This is a genomic window from Sporosarcina aquimarina (genome assembly GCF_033253705.1).
In the GTDB taxonomy this organism is placed as follows: Bacteria; Bacillota; Bacilli; order Bacillales_A; family Planococcaceae; genus Sporosarcina; species Sporosarcina aquimarina.
The window spans coordinates 216,668-235,845 of record NZ_JAUBDH010000005.1 but is presented as its reverse complement, the minus strand read 5'-3'; the positions used below and the strand labels follow the sequence as shown (position 1 = coordinate 235,845).

General features: G+C 41.2%; 19 protein-coding genes. 4 read left to right on the top strand and 15 right to left on the bottom strand.

The features are described from left to right. Positions 1-28: 28 nt before the first annotated feature. Genes cydC through QT716_RS10220 form a run of 4 tightly spaced genes read right to left on the bottom strand, consistent with a single transcriptional unit; the run spans position 29 to position 5,886 of the window. On the bottom strand, positions 29-1,759 hold the full coding sequence (cydC, locus tag QT716_RS10235) for a thiol reductant ABC exporter subunit CydC (protein ID WP_317935949.1): 1,731 nt from the start codon (positions 1,757-1,759) through the stop codon (positions 29-31). After that, positions 1,756-3,480 carry a thiol reductant ABC exporter subunit CydD gene (gene cydD / locus QT716_RS10230; protein WP_317935948.1) on the bottom strand — a complete coding sequence of 575 codons (1,725 nt, stop codon included), beginning with the start codon at positions 3,478-3,480 and terminating at the stop codon, positions 1,756-1,758. Before cydD ends, cydC begins: the two co-directional genes overlap by 4 nt. Then, entirely contained in the window at positions 3,480-4,496 is a 1,017-nt protein-coding gene (gene cydB, locus QT716_RS10225; RefSeq protein WP_317935947.1) for a cytochrome d ubiquinol oxidase subunit II, read from the bottom strand. The genes cydD and cydB overlap by 1 nt, the downstream gene beginning before the upstream one ends. Continuing rightward, the gene (locus QT716_RS10220) at positions 4,483-5,886 is read right to left on the bottom strand and encodes a cytochrome ubiquinol oxidase subunit I (RefSeq protein WP_317935946.1); all 1,404 of its coding nucleotides are present in this window, start codon (positions 5,884-5,886) and stop codon (positions 4,483-4,485) included. Before QT716_RS10220 ends, cydB begins: the two co-directional genes overlap by 14 nt. 317 nt (positions 5,887-6,203) lie before the next feature. Between QT716_RS10220 and QT716_RS10215 the strand changes: the two genes are divergently transcribed. Next, entirely contained in the window at positions 6,204-7,682 is a 1,479-nt protein-coding gene (locus QT716_RS10215; protein WP_317935945.1) for a catalase, read from the top strand. 48 nt (positions 7,683-7,730) lie between these two features. Here QT716_RS10215 and QT716_RS10210 read toward each other — a convergent pair whose 3' ends face one another. After that, positions 7,731-9,278 (bottom strand): polysaccharide deacetylase family protein, encoded by a 1,548-nt coding sequence (locus QT716_RS10210; RefSeq protein WP_317935944.1) that lies wholly within the window; start codon positions 9,276-9,278, stop codon positions 7,731-7,733. Between the two features lie 299 nt (positions 9,279-9,577). Here QT716_RS10210 and trhO point away from each other — a divergent pair, with 299 nt between their 5' ends. Together trhO and QT716_RS10200 are read left to right on the top strand one after the other, a co-directional pair. Further along, entirely contained in the window at positions 9,578-10,552 is a 975-nt protein-coding gene (gene trhO / locus QT716_RS10205; protein ID WP_317935943.1) for an oxygen-dependent tRNA uridine(34) hydroxylase TrhO, read from the top strand. A 138-nt stretch (positions 10,553-10,690) separates the two neighbouring features. Beyond that, positions 10,691-11,515 carry a DUF368 domain-containing protein gene (locus tag QT716_RS10200; RefSeq protein ID WP_317935942.1) on the top strand — a complete coding sequence of 275 codons (825 nt, stop codon included), beginning with the start codon at positions 10,691-10,693 and terminating at the stop codon, positions 11,513-11,515. Positions 11,516-11,567: 52 nt separating this feature from the next. Here QT716_RS10200 and QT716_RS10195 read toward each other — a convergent pair whose 3' ends face one another. Together QT716_RS10195 and QT716_RS10190 are read right to left on the bottom strand one after the other, a co-directional pair. Further along, entirely contained in the window at positions 11,568-12,551 is a 984-nt protein-coding gene (locus QT716_RS10195; RefSeq protein ID WP_317935941.1) for an NAD(P)/FAD-dependent oxidoreductase, read from the bottom strand. Positions 12,552-12,698: 147 nt separating this feature from the next. After that, positions 12,699-12,989: a DUF6509 family protein gene (locus QT716_RS10190; RefSeq protein ID WP_317935940.1), complete on the bottom strand. Its 291-nt coding sequence runs from the start codon at positions 12,987-12,989 to the stop codon at positions 12,699-12,701. Between the two features lie 202 nt (positions 12,990-13,191). Between QT716_RS10190 and QT716_RS10185 the strand changes: the two genes are divergently transcribed. Continuing rightward, complete coding sequence (locus tag QT716_RS10185; protein ID WP_317935939.1) at positions 13,192-14,889, top strand: M3 family oligoendopeptidase; 1,698 nt, start codon at positions 13,192-13,194, stop codon at positions 14,887-14,889. A gap of 68 nt (positions 14,890-14,957) precedes the next feature. On the opposite strand, the gene QT716_RS10180 is transcribed toward QT716_RS10185, so the two are convergent. From QT716_RS10180 to QT716_RS10145, 8 genes are all read right to left on the bottom strand, one after another. Next, positions 14,958-15,935, bottom strand: coding sequence for a zinc-binding dehydrogenase (locus QT716_RS10180; RefSeq protein WP_317935938.1), 978 nt, complete (start codon positions 15,933-15,935; stop codon positions 14,958-14,960). 123 nt (positions 15,936-16,058) lie between these two features. After that, positions 16,059-16,571: a helix-turn-helix domain-containing protein gene (locus QT716_RS10175; RefSeq protein ID WP_317935937.1), complete on the bottom strand. Its 513-nt coding sequence runs from the start codon at positions 16,569-16,571 to the stop codon at positions 16,059-16,061. A 121-nt stretch (positions 16,572-16,692) separates the two neighbouring features. Further along, the gene (locus QT716_RS10170) at positions 16,693-17,181 is read right to left on the bottom strand and encodes a dUTP diphosphatase (RefSeq protein ID WP_317935936.1); all 489 of its coding nucleotides are present in this window, start codon (positions 17,179-17,181) and stop codon (positions 16,693-16,695) included. Positions 17,182-17,214: 33 nt separating this feature from the next. Further along, a complete protein-coding gene (locus QT716_RS10165; RefSeq protein ID WP_317935935.1) occupies positions 17,215-17,508 on the bottom strand; it encodes a DUF1294 domain-containing protein in 294 nt (97 codons plus the stop codon). Positions 17,509-17,630: 122 nt separating this feature from the next. After that, positions 17,631-17,990 carry a 50S ribosomal protein L20 gene (gene rplT, locus QT716_RS10160; protein ID WP_025783744.1) on the bottom strand — a complete coding sequence of 120 codons (360 nt, stop codon included), beginning with the start codon at positions 17,988-17,990 and terminating at the stop codon, positions 17,631-17,633. A 96-nt stretch (positions 17,991-18,086) separates the two neighbouring features. Then, entirely contained in the window at positions 18,087-18,287 is a 201-nt protein-coding gene (rpmI, locus tag QT716_RS10155) for a 50S ribosomal protein L35 (protein ID WP_025783745.1), read from the bottom strand. 30 nt (positions 18,288-18,317) lie between these two features. After that, positions 18,318-18,824: a translation initiation factor IF-3 gene (infC, locus tag QT716_RS10150; RefSeq protein WP_317936022.1), complete on the bottom strand. Its 507-nt coding sequence runs from the start codon at positions 18,822-18,824 to the stop codon at positions 18,318-18,320. Positions 18,825-18,915: 91 nt separating this feature from the next. After that, positions 18,916-19,089 (bottom strand): hypothetical protein, encoded by a 174-nt coding sequence (locus QT716_RS10145; RefSeq protein ID WP_317935934.1) that lies wholly within the window; start codon positions 19,087-19,089, stop codon positions 18,916-18,918. Positions 19,090-19,178 lie beyond the last annotated feature (89 nt).

The window sequence follows — 19,178 nt, the reverse complement described above, 5'->3', positions numbered from 1 at the left end:
ATTATCAAATTTAACAGCTCACTAAAACTTAAATTCCCCGATCCAGTTCAACCAGCCGATGATAGCGGCCAGAATGGTTTAGTAATTCTTGGTGCGTCCCTTGTTCAGTAATTTCACCAGATTCTAAGAACACGATATGATCCATCAATTCCATCCCCATCAAATGGTGAGTAATCCAGATGACTGTTTTGCCTTCCAAACTTTTCATCATTGTCGCGATAAGATCCCGTTCTGTTTCAGGGTCAAGTCCAACAGAAGGTTCGTCGACAATGACTACAGGCGTATGATTCAGCAAAATTCGAGCTAACGCGAGTCGCTGACGTTCGCCGCCAGAAAACCTGCGTCCGGCTTCTTCGGTTTGTGTTTGAAGACCATCCGGAAGTTTACTTAAGTAGTCCTCTAGCCCAACTTGACGAATGACTGATTTAATCTCTTCCAGTGTCGCTTCTGGATTTCCGAGCCGGATGTTATTTTCAATCGTCGTTCCAAATAGGTATGGTTTTTGGTTTAAGACACTTACCAGCTGATGAATGTTTTCTCCATAAGATTCTGGAGAATGTCCTTGAATCCGGATGGAGCCTTCTTCAGGTTGAAGTGCACCTAATAACAACTGCAGAAGGGTTGACTTACCCGCACCGCTTTTGCCTAGAAGTGCAATTCGTTCACCTTGTTGAATCGTAAGTGACAGTTGGTTGAGCGCCTTCTTTTGCTCGTTAGCATACGAATACGATACATTCTCTACTTGTATTTCGACGGATTCAGGAATGTCTGTCACAAATTCAGATGGAATCGACATGGCATGTGCTGTATCTTCTGTATGCTGAATACGAGCAAACGACTCTCGATAGGCAGGAATCCGTTCAACCGCATGTGAAATCGGAATGAGTGATTCAATAATCGGCAAGGTTACGAGTGTAAATGCTGCAATGTATGTTGGGAAAATTGTTCCTTCAATCGCCTGGAATCCCGCCCACACGCCAACAATTACAGTGATAGCACCTGAAATCAGCTGAAGTTGGAACGTTCGATTCTGGTCCCGTTTCGCAAGTTCTTTATCAGTTTCGTAACTCTCGTTGCGTTCACCTGTAAACTTACTTAAGAAATCTGTCGTTCTGCTGCTGATCAGCCAATCCCGAATCCCATACACTGCATCACCTAACGTGTGGTAAAGTCTTGTATGCTGCTGTTTCGAACGCTGCTGATGTTTTTTCATGAATACTAAAGACAGCAGCGGATAGACGAATACGATGACGCCTAAGCAAAGTCCGATGAACAGACCGAATTTCCAATCGAATACTGACAAAGAAACTGTCGCAAACACAAACAAGAATAATCCGCTAATAGTCGGGAAAATCGTGCGGATGTAGACATCTTGCAAGTGTTCAATATCATCTGCCAGCGTACCTAGTAAATCTCCCCGCTTAAAACGGGAACGGATGAATAACGCTTGGGGTTCTAACGCTCTATACAGGCGAACCCGCATTTCTGAGAGCACTTTCAATACTGCGTTGTGGCCAGTCATCCGTTCTGCATAGCTAAACGCCGCACGGGAAAGTCCGAATGCACGGACTAACACGATTGGAACGTAAACAAGCAAAATGGTTTCTGGACGCTCAGAAGCACGGGATATTAAATACCCCGACACAAATATGAGCAGTGCTGCGGACAAGGAAGCGCAAATGCCTAGAAGTACAGTCACAGACATCAACTTCCAGTATTTACTCAAATATGGAGTAACGAAGCTTTTGACGTAGTTCATAGCACCATCCCTTCCCTTTGAGCACGTGCCAATTTACTATACACGCCATTTTGAGCGGACAATTGTTCATGTGTTCCTTGTTCGGCGATACAGCCGTCTTCCATCACGAGAATCCAATCCATTTCCTTCATCCAGTGAAGTCGATGTGTCGCAAAGAATACAAGACGATCCTCCAAAAGCGGCAACAGTAATTGTTTTATTTCATGCTCTGTTTCAATGTCTAAATGCGCAGTCGGTTCGTCCAGCAATAATACATTCGTATCTTCTAATAATGCGCGGGCAATCGCAACGCGTTGTTCTTCCCCGCCAGACAACGGACGTCCTCCTTGCCCGATCACTTCATCCAAGCCTTCGGTCAACTCTCCAACAAGTTGGTCTAGCCCTGCAGCCTGCGCCGCCTGATGAACAGCTGCGTCACTCGCTTTCGGATGATAAAAACGGATGTTTTCCCGTAATGTATCCGAAAAAATAGTGGGATGCTGAGGAATGTAGGTCACTTGTTGTCTCCAGGAATCCGCAGCCAGCGTAGTCGCTTCCACATCTCCAATGCGGAACGAACCGCTTGTCGGAGATGTAAATCCAGCAAGCAAATCAATCAGTGTTGACTTCCCTGCACCTGATGCGCCAACAATCCCAACTTTTTGATGACCCGCAACCGAAAACTGAATATCGTTTGCAATCTTGATATCGTGATCACCTGTTTTTTGAAGTGCAACAGCCGAAAAGCCTCCTGCTTCCGAAACGTTTGGAATGTTGAGCAGTTCTTGTTTTGCATCTGAATTCGAATCTGCCAGTAGGGTACGAATTTCGTCTGCCGCATCTTTTCCATCCATAGTTGCGTGGAAGTCAGCACCTAAATCGCGTACTGGTAAAAAGTACTCTGGAGCTAGAATTAGAATTGCCAGTGCAGCTTCAAGCCCAATACCTCCATTTATCAATCGCAAACCGAGTTCGACAGCCACAAGCGCAACGGACAGACTAGAAAAGAAATCTAACGAAAACGATGACAAAAAAGCGTAACTTAACGACCGGTTCGTCGCAACTCGATATTTGTCACTTACTTCAGCAATCGCTTTTTCATGGGACTTACTTCTTCCTAAAAACTTAAGAGTTTCAATCCCTTGGATGGAATCTGCGAAATGACGGGACAGTAAGCGGTAGGTGCCCATTTGGTCATCGATTTTCTTTTTAGAAACAATCCCGATTAAGATTAAGAAAACAATCAAAATCGGCATTACGAATAGCAGCGTCACACCTGACATAAGATCAGTGGTGACAATATAGACTAAAATAACCGCCGGAATGATTCCCATCGATAAAGATCTTGGAATAAACAACTCGACGTATTTACGGAATTTCGGAACACCTTCTAACGTTAGAGTCAGTAATGAACCTGACCCATAACGGGCAATCATACCAGTACCATCTCTTAATAATGCTTCAGCCAACTGATCTTGATAAGATCGGGCAATCGAATCGGCAAACTTGAGTGCCACTCGTTCTTTCCCCCATTGAAGGGAATGACGAATCACATGAGCAACGAAAAACACGGCGAGCGATATAACGGTTCCCTTCCATTCTAGCCCTTGAAACATCCGGGTAATGGCTGAAGATAAGGAGAGAGCTTGCAGGATGATGAAAGCCGCTTGAACGACTGTCAAGATTCCTACAAGCAGAAAGGTCTTCTTGCTGCCGCTATATTGCAGAAGATGTCGGTCCATCAATATCCGTGTGACTCCACATCATCCGTAAGACGCTTACGGAATATATAGTACGCCCATATTGTATATGCGATAACGATTGGAACCATTGTCAGCGCAACGAACGTCATTAATTTCAACGAGTAATCTCCAGATGCCGCTTCCCGGATTGTCATGTTAAATGCAGTATCCATTGAGCTGATCATTACATTCGGGAACAAACCGATGAAGAACGATGCCATCACCGCGATAAGTGTTATCCCTGTTACTGTAAAGCTGAATCCTTCGCGTCCTTTTGCAATTAAACGATGGAGCAGCGCATATAAAACAATCACAACTGCAAACATAGGTATCAAAATCGTACCTCTATTTGCGAATGCATCTGTATACACTGCAGTTAGTGAGACAAATGCGATAATGCTCGCGCCTGCAGCCCAGTAAATTTTAAGTGCAGCTTCTTTCGCACGAACACGCATAGAACCTTCTGTTTTCAACGTAATGAATAGCAATCCGTGTAGATAAGAAAGAAGCACGAATGCAATTCCTCCAACCACGGTATACACGTTCACGAAATCCAAGAATCCAGCGTGCATGTTCATATCCGCATCGATCGGCATTCCTTTTAACATGCTTGAGAATAGAACTCCAAATAGGAATGGCGGCAAAATACTGCCAGTGAAGATTGCCCAATCCCAGGTCTTGACCCATTTGTCTGATTCGATTTTTTCTCTGAATTCAAATGCAACGCCGCGGCCAATTAGTGCCAGCAGCAAGACAACAAACGGTAAGTAATATCCGCTGAACACCGTCGCGTACCAATGAGGGAACGCTGCGAACATTGCTCCCCCTGCTGTGATAAGCCACACTTCGTTTGCGTCCCATACAGGACCGATCGTATTGATGAGCTGCTTTTTGTCGCGTTCTGATTTAGCCAAGAATTTCAAACTCATCCCAACACCGAAGTCGAATCCTTCCAAGAAGATGAAACCTATGAAGAGGACTGCGATGAGCACAAACCATAACTCACTTAGTACCATGTGAAACGCCTCCTACATTAAACGGATCTGTAACTGATACATCTTTCGGTTTACGTTCTTCCGGTCCGCGCTGAATCACTTTGATGAACAAAATCACCATGATGATTCCGAGAACTGCGTATACTGCTGAGAACGAAATGAGCGAAAACAATATACTGCCTGCTGAAACATTCGGTGAAACTGCATCAGCCGTCTTCATAAGACCATTGACAACCCAAGGCTGTCGGCCGACTTCAGACATTATCCAACCGAACGAGTTTCCGATGAACGGTAAGAAAATAACCGGGACCATCAATTTTAAATAGAACGTCGATGTTGCGATCTTTTTACGGAACAGCAACAGCAATCCGAGCATGCTCGCAACTACCAAAGCACCACCCGTTCCCGCCATAATTCGGAAACTCCAAAAGGTTGTTTTTACTGGCGGAATGTAATCTCCTTCTCCATGTTCCGCAATCATTTGTTCGTTCAATGAATTCATGCCCAATACTTTGCCCGAGAATTCATTGTAGGATAAATAACTTAATAAATAAGGGATTTCTAAACGTCCAGTTGTCACACGCTCATCTGAATCGATTTTTGCAACAACTGTCCAAGCAGCAGGATCTCCACTGTCTTCCCATAGACCTTCAGCAGCCGCCATCTTCATAGGCTGCGCATGCATTAGATATTGCGCTTGGGAGTGACCTGTAAATGCCAATCCTAATCCGCCCACAAGTCCAACTACTAAACCAATGGTAATTGATTTTTTGAAGAAGTCGACTTGACGTTTCTTTATGAGGTAAAACGCACTTACTCCTATTACAAAGAAAGCACCTGTTGCGATACTGCCGAAAATTGTATGCGGGAATGCAACCCAGAGCTTTTCGTTTGTTAAAAGGGCTACGATATCATTCATTTCCGCCCGTCCGTTTTGTAATACATACCCGACTGGATTTTGCATGAAAGAATTTGCTGCTAAAATCCAAAATGCAGATAATATTGTTCCAATTGAAACTAACCATATAGAGGCTAAATGTAGTTTCTTAGATAATTTTTGTGCTCCAAAGATCCAAATTCCGATAAATGTAGACTCCAGGAAAAAGGCAAGCAACGCTTCAACAGCGAGCGGTGCACCGAATATGTCTCCTACGAATCTAGAATAAGTAGACCAGTTCATCCCAAATTGGAATTCTTGGAAGATACCAGTTACAACACCTATTGCAAAGTTAATGAGGAAAAAAATACTCCAGAACTTTGTCATTTTCATATATATCTCTTTTTTCTTAACAACGTAGAGCGTTTGCATGATCGCAATGATCAGCGCCAATCCGATAGACAACGGGACAAATATAAAGTGAAATAATGTTGTCGATGCGAACTGGATTCTTGAAAGTAAAACCTCTTCCATCTCTACCTCTCCCCTCAAACTCAATCTGTCTCCATTATAAATTAAACGCTAAAATAGTTTGTGAGCAATTAGCAAAGGATCTGTTACAAACCTCAAAACTTCAGGGGGGTTTTGTGACCTAATGTTGGAATGTTGTCACATACCACTTTAAGGGACATGATTTCAAAATTAAATAGAATAATTGTTCAAACTAAATTTTCAGTTAACAATAACTCATCCTTAACGATAATGATTATAAACAAAATGCTAGCTATCTAAGAATCGCTCTGCTATAGTGAATGTGAAGTTCGAAAATGATTTACATAGGAGGAATATACATGAAGAAAAATGAGAATAACTCACGAAAAAAGTTAACAACAGCTGCAGGTTCCCCTGTAGTTGATAACCAAAATTCAATGTCTGCCGGACCAAGAGGACCTCTGCTATTACAAGATGTCTGGTTAATAGAGAAGCTTGCGCATTTTGACCGGGAAGTCATTCCGGAACGCCGCATGCACGCAAAAGGCTCGGGTGCATACGGTACATTCACTGTAACGAATGACATTACAAAGTACACAAAAGCAAAGATTTTTTCTGAAGTTGGAAAACAAACTGAGATGTTTGCTCGATTTTCAACAGTTGCTGGCGAACGAGGAGCCGCAGATGCTGAACGTGATATCCGCGGATTCTCTCTTAAGTTCTACACAGAAGAAGGTAACTGGGACATGGTTGGTAACAATACGCCCGTATTCTTCTTTAGAGATCCGATGCAGTTCCCTGATTTAAATCACGCTGTAAAACGTGACCCGCGGACGAACATGAGAAGTGCAACGAATAACTGGGATTTCTGGACGTCTCTTCCGGAAGCATTACATCAAGTAACTATCGTCATGAGTGATCGCGGAATTCCGCGTACGTATCGCCATATGCACGGTTTCGGGAGTCATACGTATAGCTTCATCAGCCCTGATAATGAGCGTTATTATGTGAAATTCCACTTCCGTTCACAGCAAGGAATTGAGAATTTGACAGATGAAGAGTCAAGTCAAACAATTGCAACTGATCGCGAAAGTCATCAGCGGGATTTACTAGAGAGTATTGACAACGGAGATTTCCCTAAATGGAAAATGTACGTTCAAGTAATGACTGAAGAAGAAGCTGCGAATATGCCATACAATCCATTCGATTTAACTAAAGTTTGGTATAAAGAAGACTTCCCTCTCATCGAAGTTGGAGAATTTGAATTGAATCGTAATCCAGAAAACTATTTTGCTGAAGTCGAGCAAGCTGCTTTCACTCCAGCTCAAGTAGTTCCAGGAATCAGTTTCTCTCCAGACAAAATGCTGCAAGCGCGCTTATTCTCTTATGGAGATGCCCAACGATACCGTCTTGGTGTAAACCATCACCAAATCCCGGTAAATGCTCCAAAATGTCCGTTCCACAGTTTCCATCGTGATGGTCAAATGCGAGTGGACGGAAACCACGGCAGTCGGACATCTTACGAACCGAATAGTGTAGGAGAATGGCAAGAACAGCCTGATTTCAGAGAGCCGCCGTTGAAACTTGAAGGTGCAGCTGATCACTGGAACTTCCGTGAAGATGACGATGACTACTTCACACAGCCAGGTAAGTTGTTCAACCTAATGGACGACGAGCAGAAACAACTGTTATTCCGCAATACAGCTAATAACATGGGCGATGCGCCTAAAGAAATCAAACTTCGCCACATCAAACACTGCTATAGCGCTGATCCTGCATATGGCGAAGGAGTAGCCAACGCATTAGGTATTCCTATGACCGATGTGCTTGTCGACTAAAAAACTCAATAAAAAAGGGCCGCACTGAGTTCTGTGCGGCCCTTTTGTTTAGTTTAACTCGGAAACTGTTACGAACTTATACCCCTGGCTTTGCAAATATGCCATTACATCCTCTAATCCGTCTGCTGTTGACTGGTGGATATCATGCATTAACACCGTACTGCCATCATGTGTGGATTTTTTTACTTCTTCCAATAATTTTGGAGCGCTGCGGTATTTCCAATCTAATGTATCCACATTCCATAATACTATCGGAGGAATCGTTTGCTTACTCAATTGGTTAGTAAAAGCTCCATATGGAGGACGGAACACCGTCGGCTTTTCCCCTGTAACTTTTTGGATAATATCTCTCGTTCTATTGATCTCTTCTAACGCATTCGCTAAAGGCATTTTGCTAAGATCCGGGTGGTTCCACGAATGGTTTCCAATCTCATGTCCTTCTGACTTAACAGCTTTAGCAGCATCGGGATAATATTCAACACGGCTGCCTAACATGAAGAACGTCGCTTTCGCATCATACTTTTTCAATATCTCAAGTATTTGAATCGTGGATTTCGGATCCGGTCCATCATCAAATGTAAGCGCCACTAGTTTTTCTCCAGGCTGTTCCTCTTTTTGAGAATTTTCACTTTCAGCAGCTGTCCCTTTGTTCTCTTCTTTCTTTTGAGAAGAATCTTCATTGGACGAATCATCTTTTGAATCTTCGACTTTCCCTTTTTCGGAATTGTTTTCATCCGCTTCCGAACCATCAGGTTTGCCTATTTTTTCATTTGAATCTGATGAATTAATTGTCACTTGAAATTCTGGTTTTAATAAGTCATTCATTTTTCCGATGGAGATTTTCACAATTTGCGGACCTGCTTCTTCTTCCTTTAAAGAACCACTCTCAAAATAGAAATACATAGAATCCTTTGTGATTGCAAAGTTCTCAAAGTTCTCCCATTTAGGTTCTGTTCTGATTTGCATATTATGTGTCACAATTCCATTACGCAATTTCTCTGTACGATGAATTTTGTTTCGAACACGTTCAGTTACCTTCTCCAAAATGCCTTCATCTGATTTAAAAACAGTTTGAATAGAAAGTTGTTCACCATTAGTTGAATTCAAGTGGAATGATTCGATTTCAGAAAGTCTCTTTTTTTCTTGCATCCTCTCATTATTTAAAAGTACAAACGAATAATTTCCTTTTTTGTCTACATACGTTTCGAATGAAATGTTCAGTTCGCTTTTTTTCTTATTATCTTCAACTTTCAATTTTCTTATGGCAGTCAAATAATTTTTCTTTGCCTTGTTTATGTATGATGAGACACGATCGTTAAACGCTTCGTTGTTACTTTGCGGATATTGGATTGCATACTTCCCTAAAGGATTATTTGAGGTTTCAGTTACAATTTTTATTCCTTTATATTTAGAGTCAGACTTGTCTACAACGACACCGTCATCTTTTTTTGGTGAACTCGAAGCTGATTTCAGTTCAGTCTCTGAGCTGCCTTTCGAAAAGATCAGTAAAATAGCTGTGAGTCCCAAAAAAACAATGATTGTGGTTAAGAGTACATCTATCAATTTGAACTTACCATTTGCAAATCTTTTTTTCATAATTCAAGACCCCTCTATAATAAGTGCTCCAATTTTGTCGATTAAAAGCGAAATAGATAATTTGCCCATGCCAAATTTTTGGAACTTTGTCTACTCCAAATAGTAGTACATATATTAATAGATTACAATTGTTTTACAGACAATTTCTGTTCACTTTTTTAGGTTGGTGTTTTATGATATACTGAGCTAGTCCCGGATTTTGCAAATGCGGGTTGCTTTTATGTGTAAAAAACTGTAATTGCACCGGGCCGACTGTTTTACCCTATTGCAAAGTGAAAAAACAGAAGGTGGTTAAACCCATGGAAAAAGAAAATTATCGAGTTTTACTGTTTTACAAGTACGTCCACATTGACGATCCAGAAACTTTTGCAGCAGAACATCTGCAATTTTGTAATGAAACTGGATTAAAAGGCCGTATTTTAGTAGGTGAAGAAGGCATCAACGGAACCTGTTCTGGTACAATTGCTCAAACAGATGCGTATATGGAGCATATGAAAAACGATGAACGCTTTGCCGATCTTTGGTTTAAAATAGATGAATCAGAAGGACATGCATTTAAAAAGATGCACGTTCGTCCTCGTAAAGAAATCGTCAATTTAAGCCTGGAAGACGACGTGAATCCACTTGAGACAACAGGAACTTATTTGGATCCTGCACAGTTCCTAGAAAAAATGCAAGAAGAGAATACAGTAGTAATCGACGCGCGTAATGATTATGAATACGATTTAGGTCATTTCCGCGGTGCGATTCGTCCCGATATTGAAAACTTCCGTGATCTTCCCGAATGGGTCCAAGAAAACAAGGAACAGCTCGAAGGTAAACAAGTCCTTGCTTATTGTACGGGTGGTATTCGATGTGAGAAATTTACAGGATGGTTAAAACGTGAAGGTTTTGATAATGTAGGACAATTGCATGGCGGAATTGTTACGTACGGCAAAGATCCTATTGCGAAAGGCCAGCTGTGGGACGGTCAATGTTATGTGTTTGATGAGCGAATTGCAGTACCAGTCAACCAAGTCGAGCATGTAGTTGTTGGTCGTGACCACTTTGACGGTACCCCATGTGAGCGTTATGTCAACTGTGCGAATCCTGAATGTAATGCAAAGATCTTGGCTTCGGAGGAAAATGAGCATTTCTATATGCGCAGCTGTTCAGACGAATGCCGTACTCATCCACGCAACCGTTATTTCGTTGAGCACGAAATGACAAAAGATGAGTTCAATGACCAGTTAGCAAAAATTGAAGCCCATCGAAATGCAACACACGTTTCTTAATGACTGAAATGGCGCATAGACGGCACCATCCGGCTATGCGTTTTTCTATGCTTGGATTTTTCTAGATGTAAAATTCTAATGGAACATTTTCTAGTTGGATACGTCAAAGATTCAAGCCTTAAATTGGAGGATATACGAATGGAATGGAGAAATATTTACCGAGGATTTTTAATGGGGATCAGTGATTTAATACCTGGAGTGAGTGGTGGCACAATTGCTTTCTTGTTAGGTATTTACGATCGCTTACTCACTTCAATCAGTGGACTATTCAGTAAAGAATGGAAAAAACATATAGGATTCTTATTTCCTCTCGCGGTTGGAATGGGATTGACACTTGTACTTTTTAGCCGTGTCATTAAGTTTCTATTAGCGAATTACTTTGCACCGACTCAGTTCTTCTTTATCGGCTTGATAATTGGGATACTTCCCTTCATGGCTAAACAAGCAAAAGTTAAGACAACTTTTAAATTCCATCACTACATTGTGTTACTAATCGTCGGAGTTTTGCTTGCTATGACAGCTTTCATATCTCCAGCAGATAGCACTGTAATTACATCATTAACACCAACTTCAACCCTTGTCTTATTTTTGTCAGGATGGGCTGCGAGTACAGCAATGTTACTGCCTGGAATTAGCGGTTCTTTTGTTTTGTTACTTCTCGGTATGTATTCAACCGCCATTTCGGCATTGTCTGATTTTAACATTCCGATTATGATTGTAATTGGATTGGGTGTTATTCTTGGATTCGTGATTAGCAGTAAAATTATACACTTCTTACTTAATCAACATGCGACATTAACATTCGCAATTATTATTGGTTTAATCGTCGGTTCTGTCTTTGTCATCTATCCAGGAATTCCAGAAAGCGGAACTCCATTTTTAATGAGCAGTGTTGCACTGATCATGGGGCTCCTTGTATCTAATTTGTTTAGCCCACCTGAAGCAGAATCCGTTAAAAAGTAAATAAAACTGTCCCCCGAGTCAATCGTGACTCGGGGGACAGTTTTTTATATCATTATGAAAATACGCTTGTACTATGCAATGGCTGTACACGAGCCTTAGGATCTAAATAAGCTTTCGCATTATTGACTGCGATTGGCGCTTCTCCAAGTCCAACAGCTATCAACTTCACTTTACCATCGTAATTGGTAACGTCCCCAGCTGCATAAATACCTTCAATGTTCGTTTCCATTCGTGTATTGACTACGATAGAGTTTTTCTCCATTTCAAGACCCCACTCTTTAATAGGTCCTAATGAAGAAATATTTCCGTAGTTAACAATTACATGATCCATCGGTAAAATTTCTTCAGTACCATCTTTATGAACGATTTGTACTTCATGTACTTTACCATCTTCACCACGTAATGATTTAACAGAACGAGACGTCATCACATTGACTTTCGATTCCATCAACTGGTTTACACTTGTTTCGTGCGCAGTAAAACGCTCGCGTCTATGCACAAGAGTTACATTCGATGCGATGTCTTCAAGCATAAGTGCCCAGTCTACTGCAGAATCTCCGCCACCACAAACCAGTACATTATGGTCTTTGAACAAAGCTAAATCTTTAATGCCGTAATGCAAGCTCTTGTTTTCAAAATGTATTTCTTCTTCTATCCCAATTTTACGCGGTTGAAACGCACCAATTCCAGCTGTTAACAGAATAGTTCTTGTTAAATGCTCACCCTTATCAGTCTTCAAAACGAAGTGATCTCCTTCACGAGTTGCTGAAAGAGCCGCTTCTCCAAGAAGGATTTCAGGGTTAGAATGATGAGCCTGCGTTACTAAATTCGCCACTAGATCTTTAGCGAGAATTTTTGGAAATCCACCAACGTCATAAATATACTTATCGGGATACAGTTCAATTAACTGTCCGCCAAGCTGAGGCAGGCTATCCATAATTTTTACTGACATTTCCCGCATGCCTGCATAAAAAGAAGCGAAAAGACCAGTTGGGCCTCCGCCTATTATTGTAATGTCGACGATTTCTCGATCCATAGTAAACACTCCATTACTAAAAAATTTTGTAGGACTTCCGGATGTTTTAACAAATAAAGGTCCTACCATTCGTTTATAGCTATATTATCCACCATTCAAGTTGAAATTTCACTTATTTTGTCCGCAATCGGCAATTTTTCGGTACTATTATGACGTTTTTTCTACATTAGCTCTGCAAAATTCCAGTACTTCCTCAATTTCCTCGTCTTCAAGTTCAAAATCCAAAGCTTGTTCTGTTCCTTTTTTAAAGAAGTATGTAGCAGTTATTTTATCTGATTCACCATCTACTACATAAATTGTGCGCAAACCAGCTGCGTCTTCTTCTAGCAACTCATCATCTTCTTCAAAATCTAAGTAGATTCTGAATTCATAGCGTTCCCCTGTCAAAATTCCAGTAGGATCTTTTAATTCTGATACAGCATATTGAGTAATATTCATAAGTAGGTTGGTTTCCCTTCATCTTTCAATTTACGAGTCTTTACGTACATGCCCTCATCATACCATGAGTTTCATGCAGTTGACACTTATACACTCTTTTCAAAATAATTGCACTTCCGACACGATACCTTTTGCTTTTTTTTGGATTTTCAGGAACAATAGAGATGCAGTACTTTACCTATTAGATGAGTGGAGGAAGATTATGATTACTTTTGACGAATACCAATATGCACGTCCAGAGATGGAAGATATAAAAAAAGAATTCAACGACTTGCTGACAAAGTTCCATGAAGCGGATTCATATGAAACACAAAATGCAATTATCGGGAAAATTAATGAAATCGGGAATGACTATTCAACCCAAATGAACCTTGCGTATATTCGTTCTTCTATTGATACCAATGATGATTACTATCAAAAAGAGCGTGATTACTTCGATGAGATTAGTCCGGAGTTCCAAGGACTCTCTACTGAGTTCTATAAAGCTCTTATAAGTTCCAAGTTCAGAGAACAATTAGAAGAAAAATGGGGTGCGCAGCTATTCGCACTTGCTGAAAACGAAATACGTTCCTTCTCGCCAGAAGTAATGCCTCTTCTTCAACAAGAGAATAAGCTCACTTCTGAGTATGCAAAGCTTGTTGCTTCTGCACAAATTGAATTTGATGGTAAAGAGTTAACACTCGCACAGCTTGGACCTTATATGGAGTCAACAGATCGGACTGTACGAAAAGAAGCAATGACTGCTCAATATTCATTTTATGAAAAAAATGATGACAAATTCGATGACATCTACGATCGTCTTGTTAAATTGCGTGATGAAATCGCTAAGAAACTTGGCTTTTCCACTTTCACTGAACTTGGATATGTAAGAATGTCCCGTATTGGCTATGATGCAAATATGGTTAAGAAATTCCGTGATCAAGTAAGAGATTATATTGTTCCGGTTGCAAACAAACTGTATGATCGTCAAGCCGCGCGAATTGGTGTTGATGATTTTAAGTTTTATGATCAGTCGCTGGATTTCTTAACAGGCAATGCGATACCTCAAGGCTCCCCTGATTGGATTATCGAACAAGGAAAAGAAATGTATAAGGAGTTGTCTCATGAAACAGACGAATTCTTTACGTACATGACCGAAAAGAATTTACTTGACCTTGTCGCCAAAAAAGGGAAAGAAGCGGGCGGATATTGTACGTTCATCGATAACTATGATTCACCGTTCATCTTTTCAAACTTCAACGGAACTTCTGGTGACATTGACGTGTTAACGCACGAAGCTGGACATGCGTTCCAAGTGTATTCCAGCCGTAACATTGGAATCCCTGAATACGTTTGGCCAACAAGTGAAGGTGCAGAAGTTCACTCGATGAGTATGGAATTTTTCACTTGGCCATGGATGGAATTGTTCTTTAAAGAGCAAACCGATAAATATAAGTTCTCTCACCTAAGCAGCGGGCTTTTATTCTTACCTTATGGGGTGGCTGTTGACGAATTCCAGCATGAGGTTTATAACAATCCACAAATGACGCCTGCAGAACGGAAAGCAGCTTGGAAGCGTATTGAAGGCATTTACTTACCAAAACGTGATTATGACGGTAATGCTTACTTAGAGAGCGGTGGAATTTGGCAGCGCCAAGCTCATATTTATGAAATTCCATTCTATTATATCGACTATACACTGGCACAGATCTGTGCGTTCCAATTCTGGAAAAAAGACCGAGAAGATCATGAGTCGGCATGGAATGATTATGTACACCTTTGTAAACTTGGAGGATCTAAATCATTTACAGAATTAGTGAACGAAGCAAACCTGATTTCACCGTTTGAAGATGGCTGTGTTGAATCAGTTGTCGGGACAATTGAAGACTGGCTAGATTCAGTAGATGATAAAGCTCTTTAATTACCTACTTTGAATATATACAAAAAAACAGCTCACTATCTCCTATTCCGGATGATAGTGAGCTGTTTTTAAATTGTGTATACGATTTTCCCGAATTGGGTGCTGTCCTCCAGCATTTTGAAACCTTCTAAAGCATCCGTTAATGGAAGTGTTCGGTCAATCACAGGCCGGATGGTATGTTTTTCAGAGAATGCGAGCATTTCTCTTAGTTCTTCACGACTACCCATCATAGATCCGACAATCTCTTGTTGGTTATTAAAAAGTGCACGTAAATCGATATCTACTACATCGTCTGTCGTTGCACCAAATACGACCAGCCTGCCTCCGGGCTTCAATACACCTAGTGACCGGTTGAACGTCGCTTTTCCTACACTTTCAATCACAAGGTCTATCGTTTCATCCTTCAACTCTTGTTCCCAATCCGCGTTAGTGTCAATTGCACGATCTGCACCAAGCTTTAACGCATGCTTGAGCTTATCTTCTTTACGAGAGGTTACGATAACTCTCGCACCAGCTGCTTTCGCAAATTGTATAATGAAGGTCACTACTCCACTTCCAGCTCCAGGGACGAATACCGTGTCGCCTTTCTTCACTTGCCCTCTAGTCACCAGTGCGCGATAGCCCGTGAGTCCAGCGAGACCGATACAAGCAGACTCTTCCCACGATAAGTGAGCGGGACGAGGTTCAATCTGTTCGGCAGAAAGTACAATTTTTTCAGCGAATGTGCCGTTATCAGGAACTCCTAACGGTCTGAAGCCTTCAGGGGACGTATCACTTTCTTCGCGCCAATCCAAAGAAGGGTTAATGACTACCTCATCACCTACAGACCATTGTGTAACACCTTCCCCAACTGCTTCAATCGTTCCTGCTCCATCTGAACCTAAAATCAGATCTTCGCCTTTTTGTCCTCTTCGGTCTGGTATGTATAAGTCCCTTCGATTCAATCCAGCGGTCTTAATGGCAACTACAACTTCTCCTTTTCCAGCTTTCGGCAGCGGCATTTCTCCTAGTCGAAGTCCTGCATCGCCATGAATAATTGCTTTCATTTCCCTCTTCCTCTCTATACTTGAATTTGCTTGAATCTTCCGCTTTCTCTTATCATAGCGTACACCATGAAAATTCCCAAATAAAAACACAATAGATTTGCAATCCATTGTGTGTAACGCGTATTATTTTGTTTCCGCAGTTTTTTGCATACGGCACTTAATTTTAGCCAGTTCCAAAATTTCAAGAACGTCTTTCTTAGGCAGCCCAGTTAGCAAGTGAAGGATTTCCCGTTCTGCCAGACGTCTGCCTTTACCGCTTCGATATCTCATTTTGTTGGATCCATCTAACTGATCATATAGTTCTTCAGTTTCTTCGTCCAACTCATCATCGAAGCCATCAACTGTAATCGTCTCACGTAAACGTTCATATAATGATTCAGCATTTGTTGTATTGGATTGTTTAAAAGCAGGAGTTTTTTTCGAATCTCCAAGAATCAGTTCATCTGTGGAAATGTTGAAACGTTCGGAAATTTTAGCAACCCATGCTGCAGATGGTGCGTTCTTGCCTTTTTCCCAGTCTTTGATACGGCTAGCGGATGTCCCGATTGCTGCACCGAATGCCATCATTGACAATCCTCTTTGTTCTCTTAGTTCCTTTAACCTAATACCAAATCCCTCTTTACTCCAGTCGTTCACAAGTAGTCCTCCTCTACAAATCTATTACTACTATTATTTTTCATTTTAACGTGTTTGTCAATCTTTTATTTATTAATAAAATTGTATATGCAATTAAGGCTTGCTTAAGTACTATTGTCAATTAATAACCTGATTTTTGTCTCTCATAATTCTTCTCATTTTTTTCTATATACGCTTCAACAATTTCTTTTGTAGAAAATCCGAGTTGTTCAGCTAGTATTCCGTAGTAATCCCAAAGGCCTATGTATGACTGCATATTTGGATGCTGGTTAAATACTAATACAGCATGGTTTGTTTTAATGAAAGTGGCGGTCAAGGACTCGTCGGAAGGAATGCTCCTCCAGTCATTAAACGCAGTTAGTTCTTTGATAATTCCAAGGGATAACAGAAAGTGAATGGAATCTACATATTCTTCTAAAATGACGGATCGTTCTGAAGGTCCCTTCGTACTCCAAAATTTAAAGCATCTTGTTTCATTTGCCAACTCTGAGAGTTCAACGAGCAATGCGAGCACTTTGTCTTCAAAAAGATTTTGGTCTGAAAGTCCATGTTGTGCCTGAATGTATGTATCCAGCTCCAGCTGCATGTTAAATAACTTCTTCATATCCATATTTGCTGATTGCTCCTTTTAAAAAACTTCTAATTAAAATAATGACGGCATGCTTGGCATCCGTAATCCTAATAAGTACAAAACAAGTACAGCGTCTAGTAAAGCAAGCATAAGAAAGCCGACTCGGAATGAGGTATGCCGCGTCTTATGTCGGAACACTTGCATCCCAAAGTAAGCACCAATCCCACCACCTGCAATTGCCAGTATCCAAAGATGTTTTTCAGGAATGCGGCGATTCTTTTGTTTTGCTTGTCTTTTGTCGTAGCCCATTGTGACAAATGACCAAATCGACATAAAAACAATCCATTCGATTCCTAACATCTCCATCCCATCTCTCCTCACTTTTACTTTCGGCATGTTCTTTTCACTTTTTACTGGATTCATGAAGTTTTCCAATAAAAAAACGTCACGACCCGAATAAATTCGGAATCGCGACGTTGGAAAATCAATTATTTAGACAGTGATTTCTTAGCTGTCTCAGCAAATTGAGCAAATGCTGCTGCATCAGTTACTGCAAGATCAGCAAGCATCTTACGGTTAACGTCGATACCAGCAACTTTAAGACCGTGCATAAGTGTGCTGTAAGACATACCATTTACACGAGCAGCCGCGTTGATACGTGTGATCCAAAGTCTGCGGAAATCCCGTTTCTTCTGGCGACGGTCACGGTAAGCATAGTTCAATGACTTCATGACTTGTTGGTTTGCTACTCGGTAGAGACGGTGTTTAGAACCAAAATACCCTTTTGCTAATTTCAATACTCGATTACGACGCTTGCGCGTCACTGTTCCACCTTTTACGCGTGGCATAGTTCATTACCTCCTGCTATTCCTGTAAGAATATATTAGATTTGAATTCAATCGGTTCGTGATCCCTGCTGGATCCGCATAACCGGGATGGAGCTATTACTTCATGTACGTAATCATTTCACGAATACGCTTGTAGTCGCCTGAAGAAATGAGTGATCCTTTGCGCAAGTGACGCTTAGCTTTTGTCGACTTGTTAGCAAAAAGGTGGCTAGTTTTAGCGCGTCCGCGCTTCACTTTACCGCTTCCTGTTTTTTTGAAACGTTTCGCGGAACCGCGGTGAGTTTTCATTTTTGGCATGATCTGTTCCTCCTAAATCGTTTGTTCGGCTTACTTTTTCTCGTTAACTGGCGCAAGCATCAAGAACATGCTGCGGCCTTCCATCTTAGGTCGAACTTCGACAGTTCCAACTTCTTTACAAGCTTCTGCAAACTTGTCAAGAACACGCTGTCCAATCTCTTTGTGAGTAATTGCACGTCCGCGGAAACGGATAGATGCTTTTACTTTGTCACCCGCTTCAAGGAATTTAATTCCGTTACGAAGCTTTGTTTGAAAATCGTGCTCATCGATAGTTGGGCTAAGACGTACTTCTTTAACCTGGATGATCTTTTGGTTCTTACGGACTTCCCGCTCTTTTTTCTGCTGCTCGAATTTAAACTTTCCATAGTCCATAATACGAGCTACAGGCGGTTTAGCTGTTGGTGCTACCAGGACTACGTCCAAATTAGCACGTGCAGCAATTTCAAGTGCTTCAGTACGGGTTTTAATGCCGAGCTGATCTCCATTGTGGTCGATAAGTCGTAGTTCACGGGCACGAATTCCTTCGTTCACATACATATCTTTGCTAATCGTAATCCACCTCCGAATATTATCTCGCGAATACACCGTTTGAGCAGTCTGCACCGTTCGGCACAGCTTGCAAAACCTTTCAGCATTCAGCGCCTTCAGGTAATGAGGCAATAAAAAAAGCAGACAAATGAATGATTTGTCTACCCGCAATCGCACACGTATAGTACACACGCGGCTTCACTACTGTGCTAACCTCAACAACTGCCAATTGGCGTCGATCAGGTGAGAAGCGGGCAGCTCCTTCTTGTATCACAAACTGTATTCTTTAACCTTATCTACTTTACCATCTTATAGAGATAGTGTCAAGGATTAAAAATATAAAATAGAAAACAGCATGTTGAT

Coding starts and splice junctions, on each gene's coding strand:
- cydC (WP_317935949.1), bottom strand. CDS start 1,759: ATGAACTACGTCAAAAGCTTCGTTACTCCATATTTGAGTAAATACTGG.
- trhO (WP_317935943.1), top strand. CDS start 9,578: ATGGAAAAAGAAAATTATCGAGTTTTACTGTTTTACAAGTACGTCCAC.
- QT716_RS10195 (WP_317935941.1), bottom strand. CDS start 12,551: ATGGATCGAGAAATCGTCGACATTACAATAATAGGCGGAGGCCCAACT.
- infC (WP_317936022.1), bottom strand. CDS start 18,824: ATGTATGTGAACGAAGGAATTCGTGCCCGTGAACTACGACTTATCGAC.
- QT716_RS10190 (WP_317935940.1), bottom strand. CDS start 12,989: ATGAATATTACTCAATATGCTGTATCAGAATTAAAAGATCCTACTGGA.
- QT716_RS10200 (WP_317935942.1), top strand. CDS start 10,691: ATGGAATGGAGAAATATTTACCGAGGATTTTTAATGGGGATCAGTGAT.
- QT716_RS10210 (WP_317935944.1), bottom strand. CDS start 9,278: ATGAAAAAAAGATTTGCAAATGGTAAGTTCAAATTGATAGATGTACTC.
- QT716_RS10220 (WP_317935946.1), bottom strand. CDS start 5,886: ATGGAAGAGGTTTTACTTTCAAGAATCCAGTTCGCATCGACAACATTA.
- QT716_RS10180 (WP_317935938.1), bottom strand. CDS start 15,935: ATGAAAGCAATTATTCATGGCGATGCAGGACTTCGACTAGGAGAAATG.
- QT716_RS10165 (WP_317935935.1), bottom strand. CDS start 17,508: ATGGAGATGTTAGGAATCGAATGGATTGTTTTTATGTCGATTTGGTCA.
- rpmI (WP_025783745.1), bottom strand. CDS start 18,287: ATGCCAAAAATGAAAACTCACCGCGGTTCCGCGAAACGTTTCAAAAAA.
- rplT (WP_025783744.1), bottom strand. CDS start 17,990: ATGCCACGCGTAAAAGGTGGAACAGTGACGCGCAAGCGTCGTAATCGA.
- QT716_RS10215 (WP_317935945.1), top strand. CDS start 6,204: ATGAAGAAAAATGAGAATAACTCACGAAAAAAGTTAACAACAGCTGCA.
- QT716_RS10185 (WP_317935939.1), top strand. CDS start 13,192: ATGATTACTTTTGACGAATACCAATATGCACGTCCAGAGATGGAAGAT.
- cydD (WP_317935948.1), bottom strand. CDS start 3,480: ATGGACCGACATCTTCTGCAATATAGCGGCAGCAAGAAGACCTTTCTG.
- cydB (WP_317935947.1), bottom strand. CDS start 4,496: ATGGTACTAAGTGAGTTATGGTTTGTGCTCATCGCAGTCCTCTTCATA.
- QT716_RS10170 (WP_317935936.1), bottom strand. CDS start 17,181: ATGGATATGAAGAAGTTATTTAACATGCAGCTGGAGCTGGATACATAC.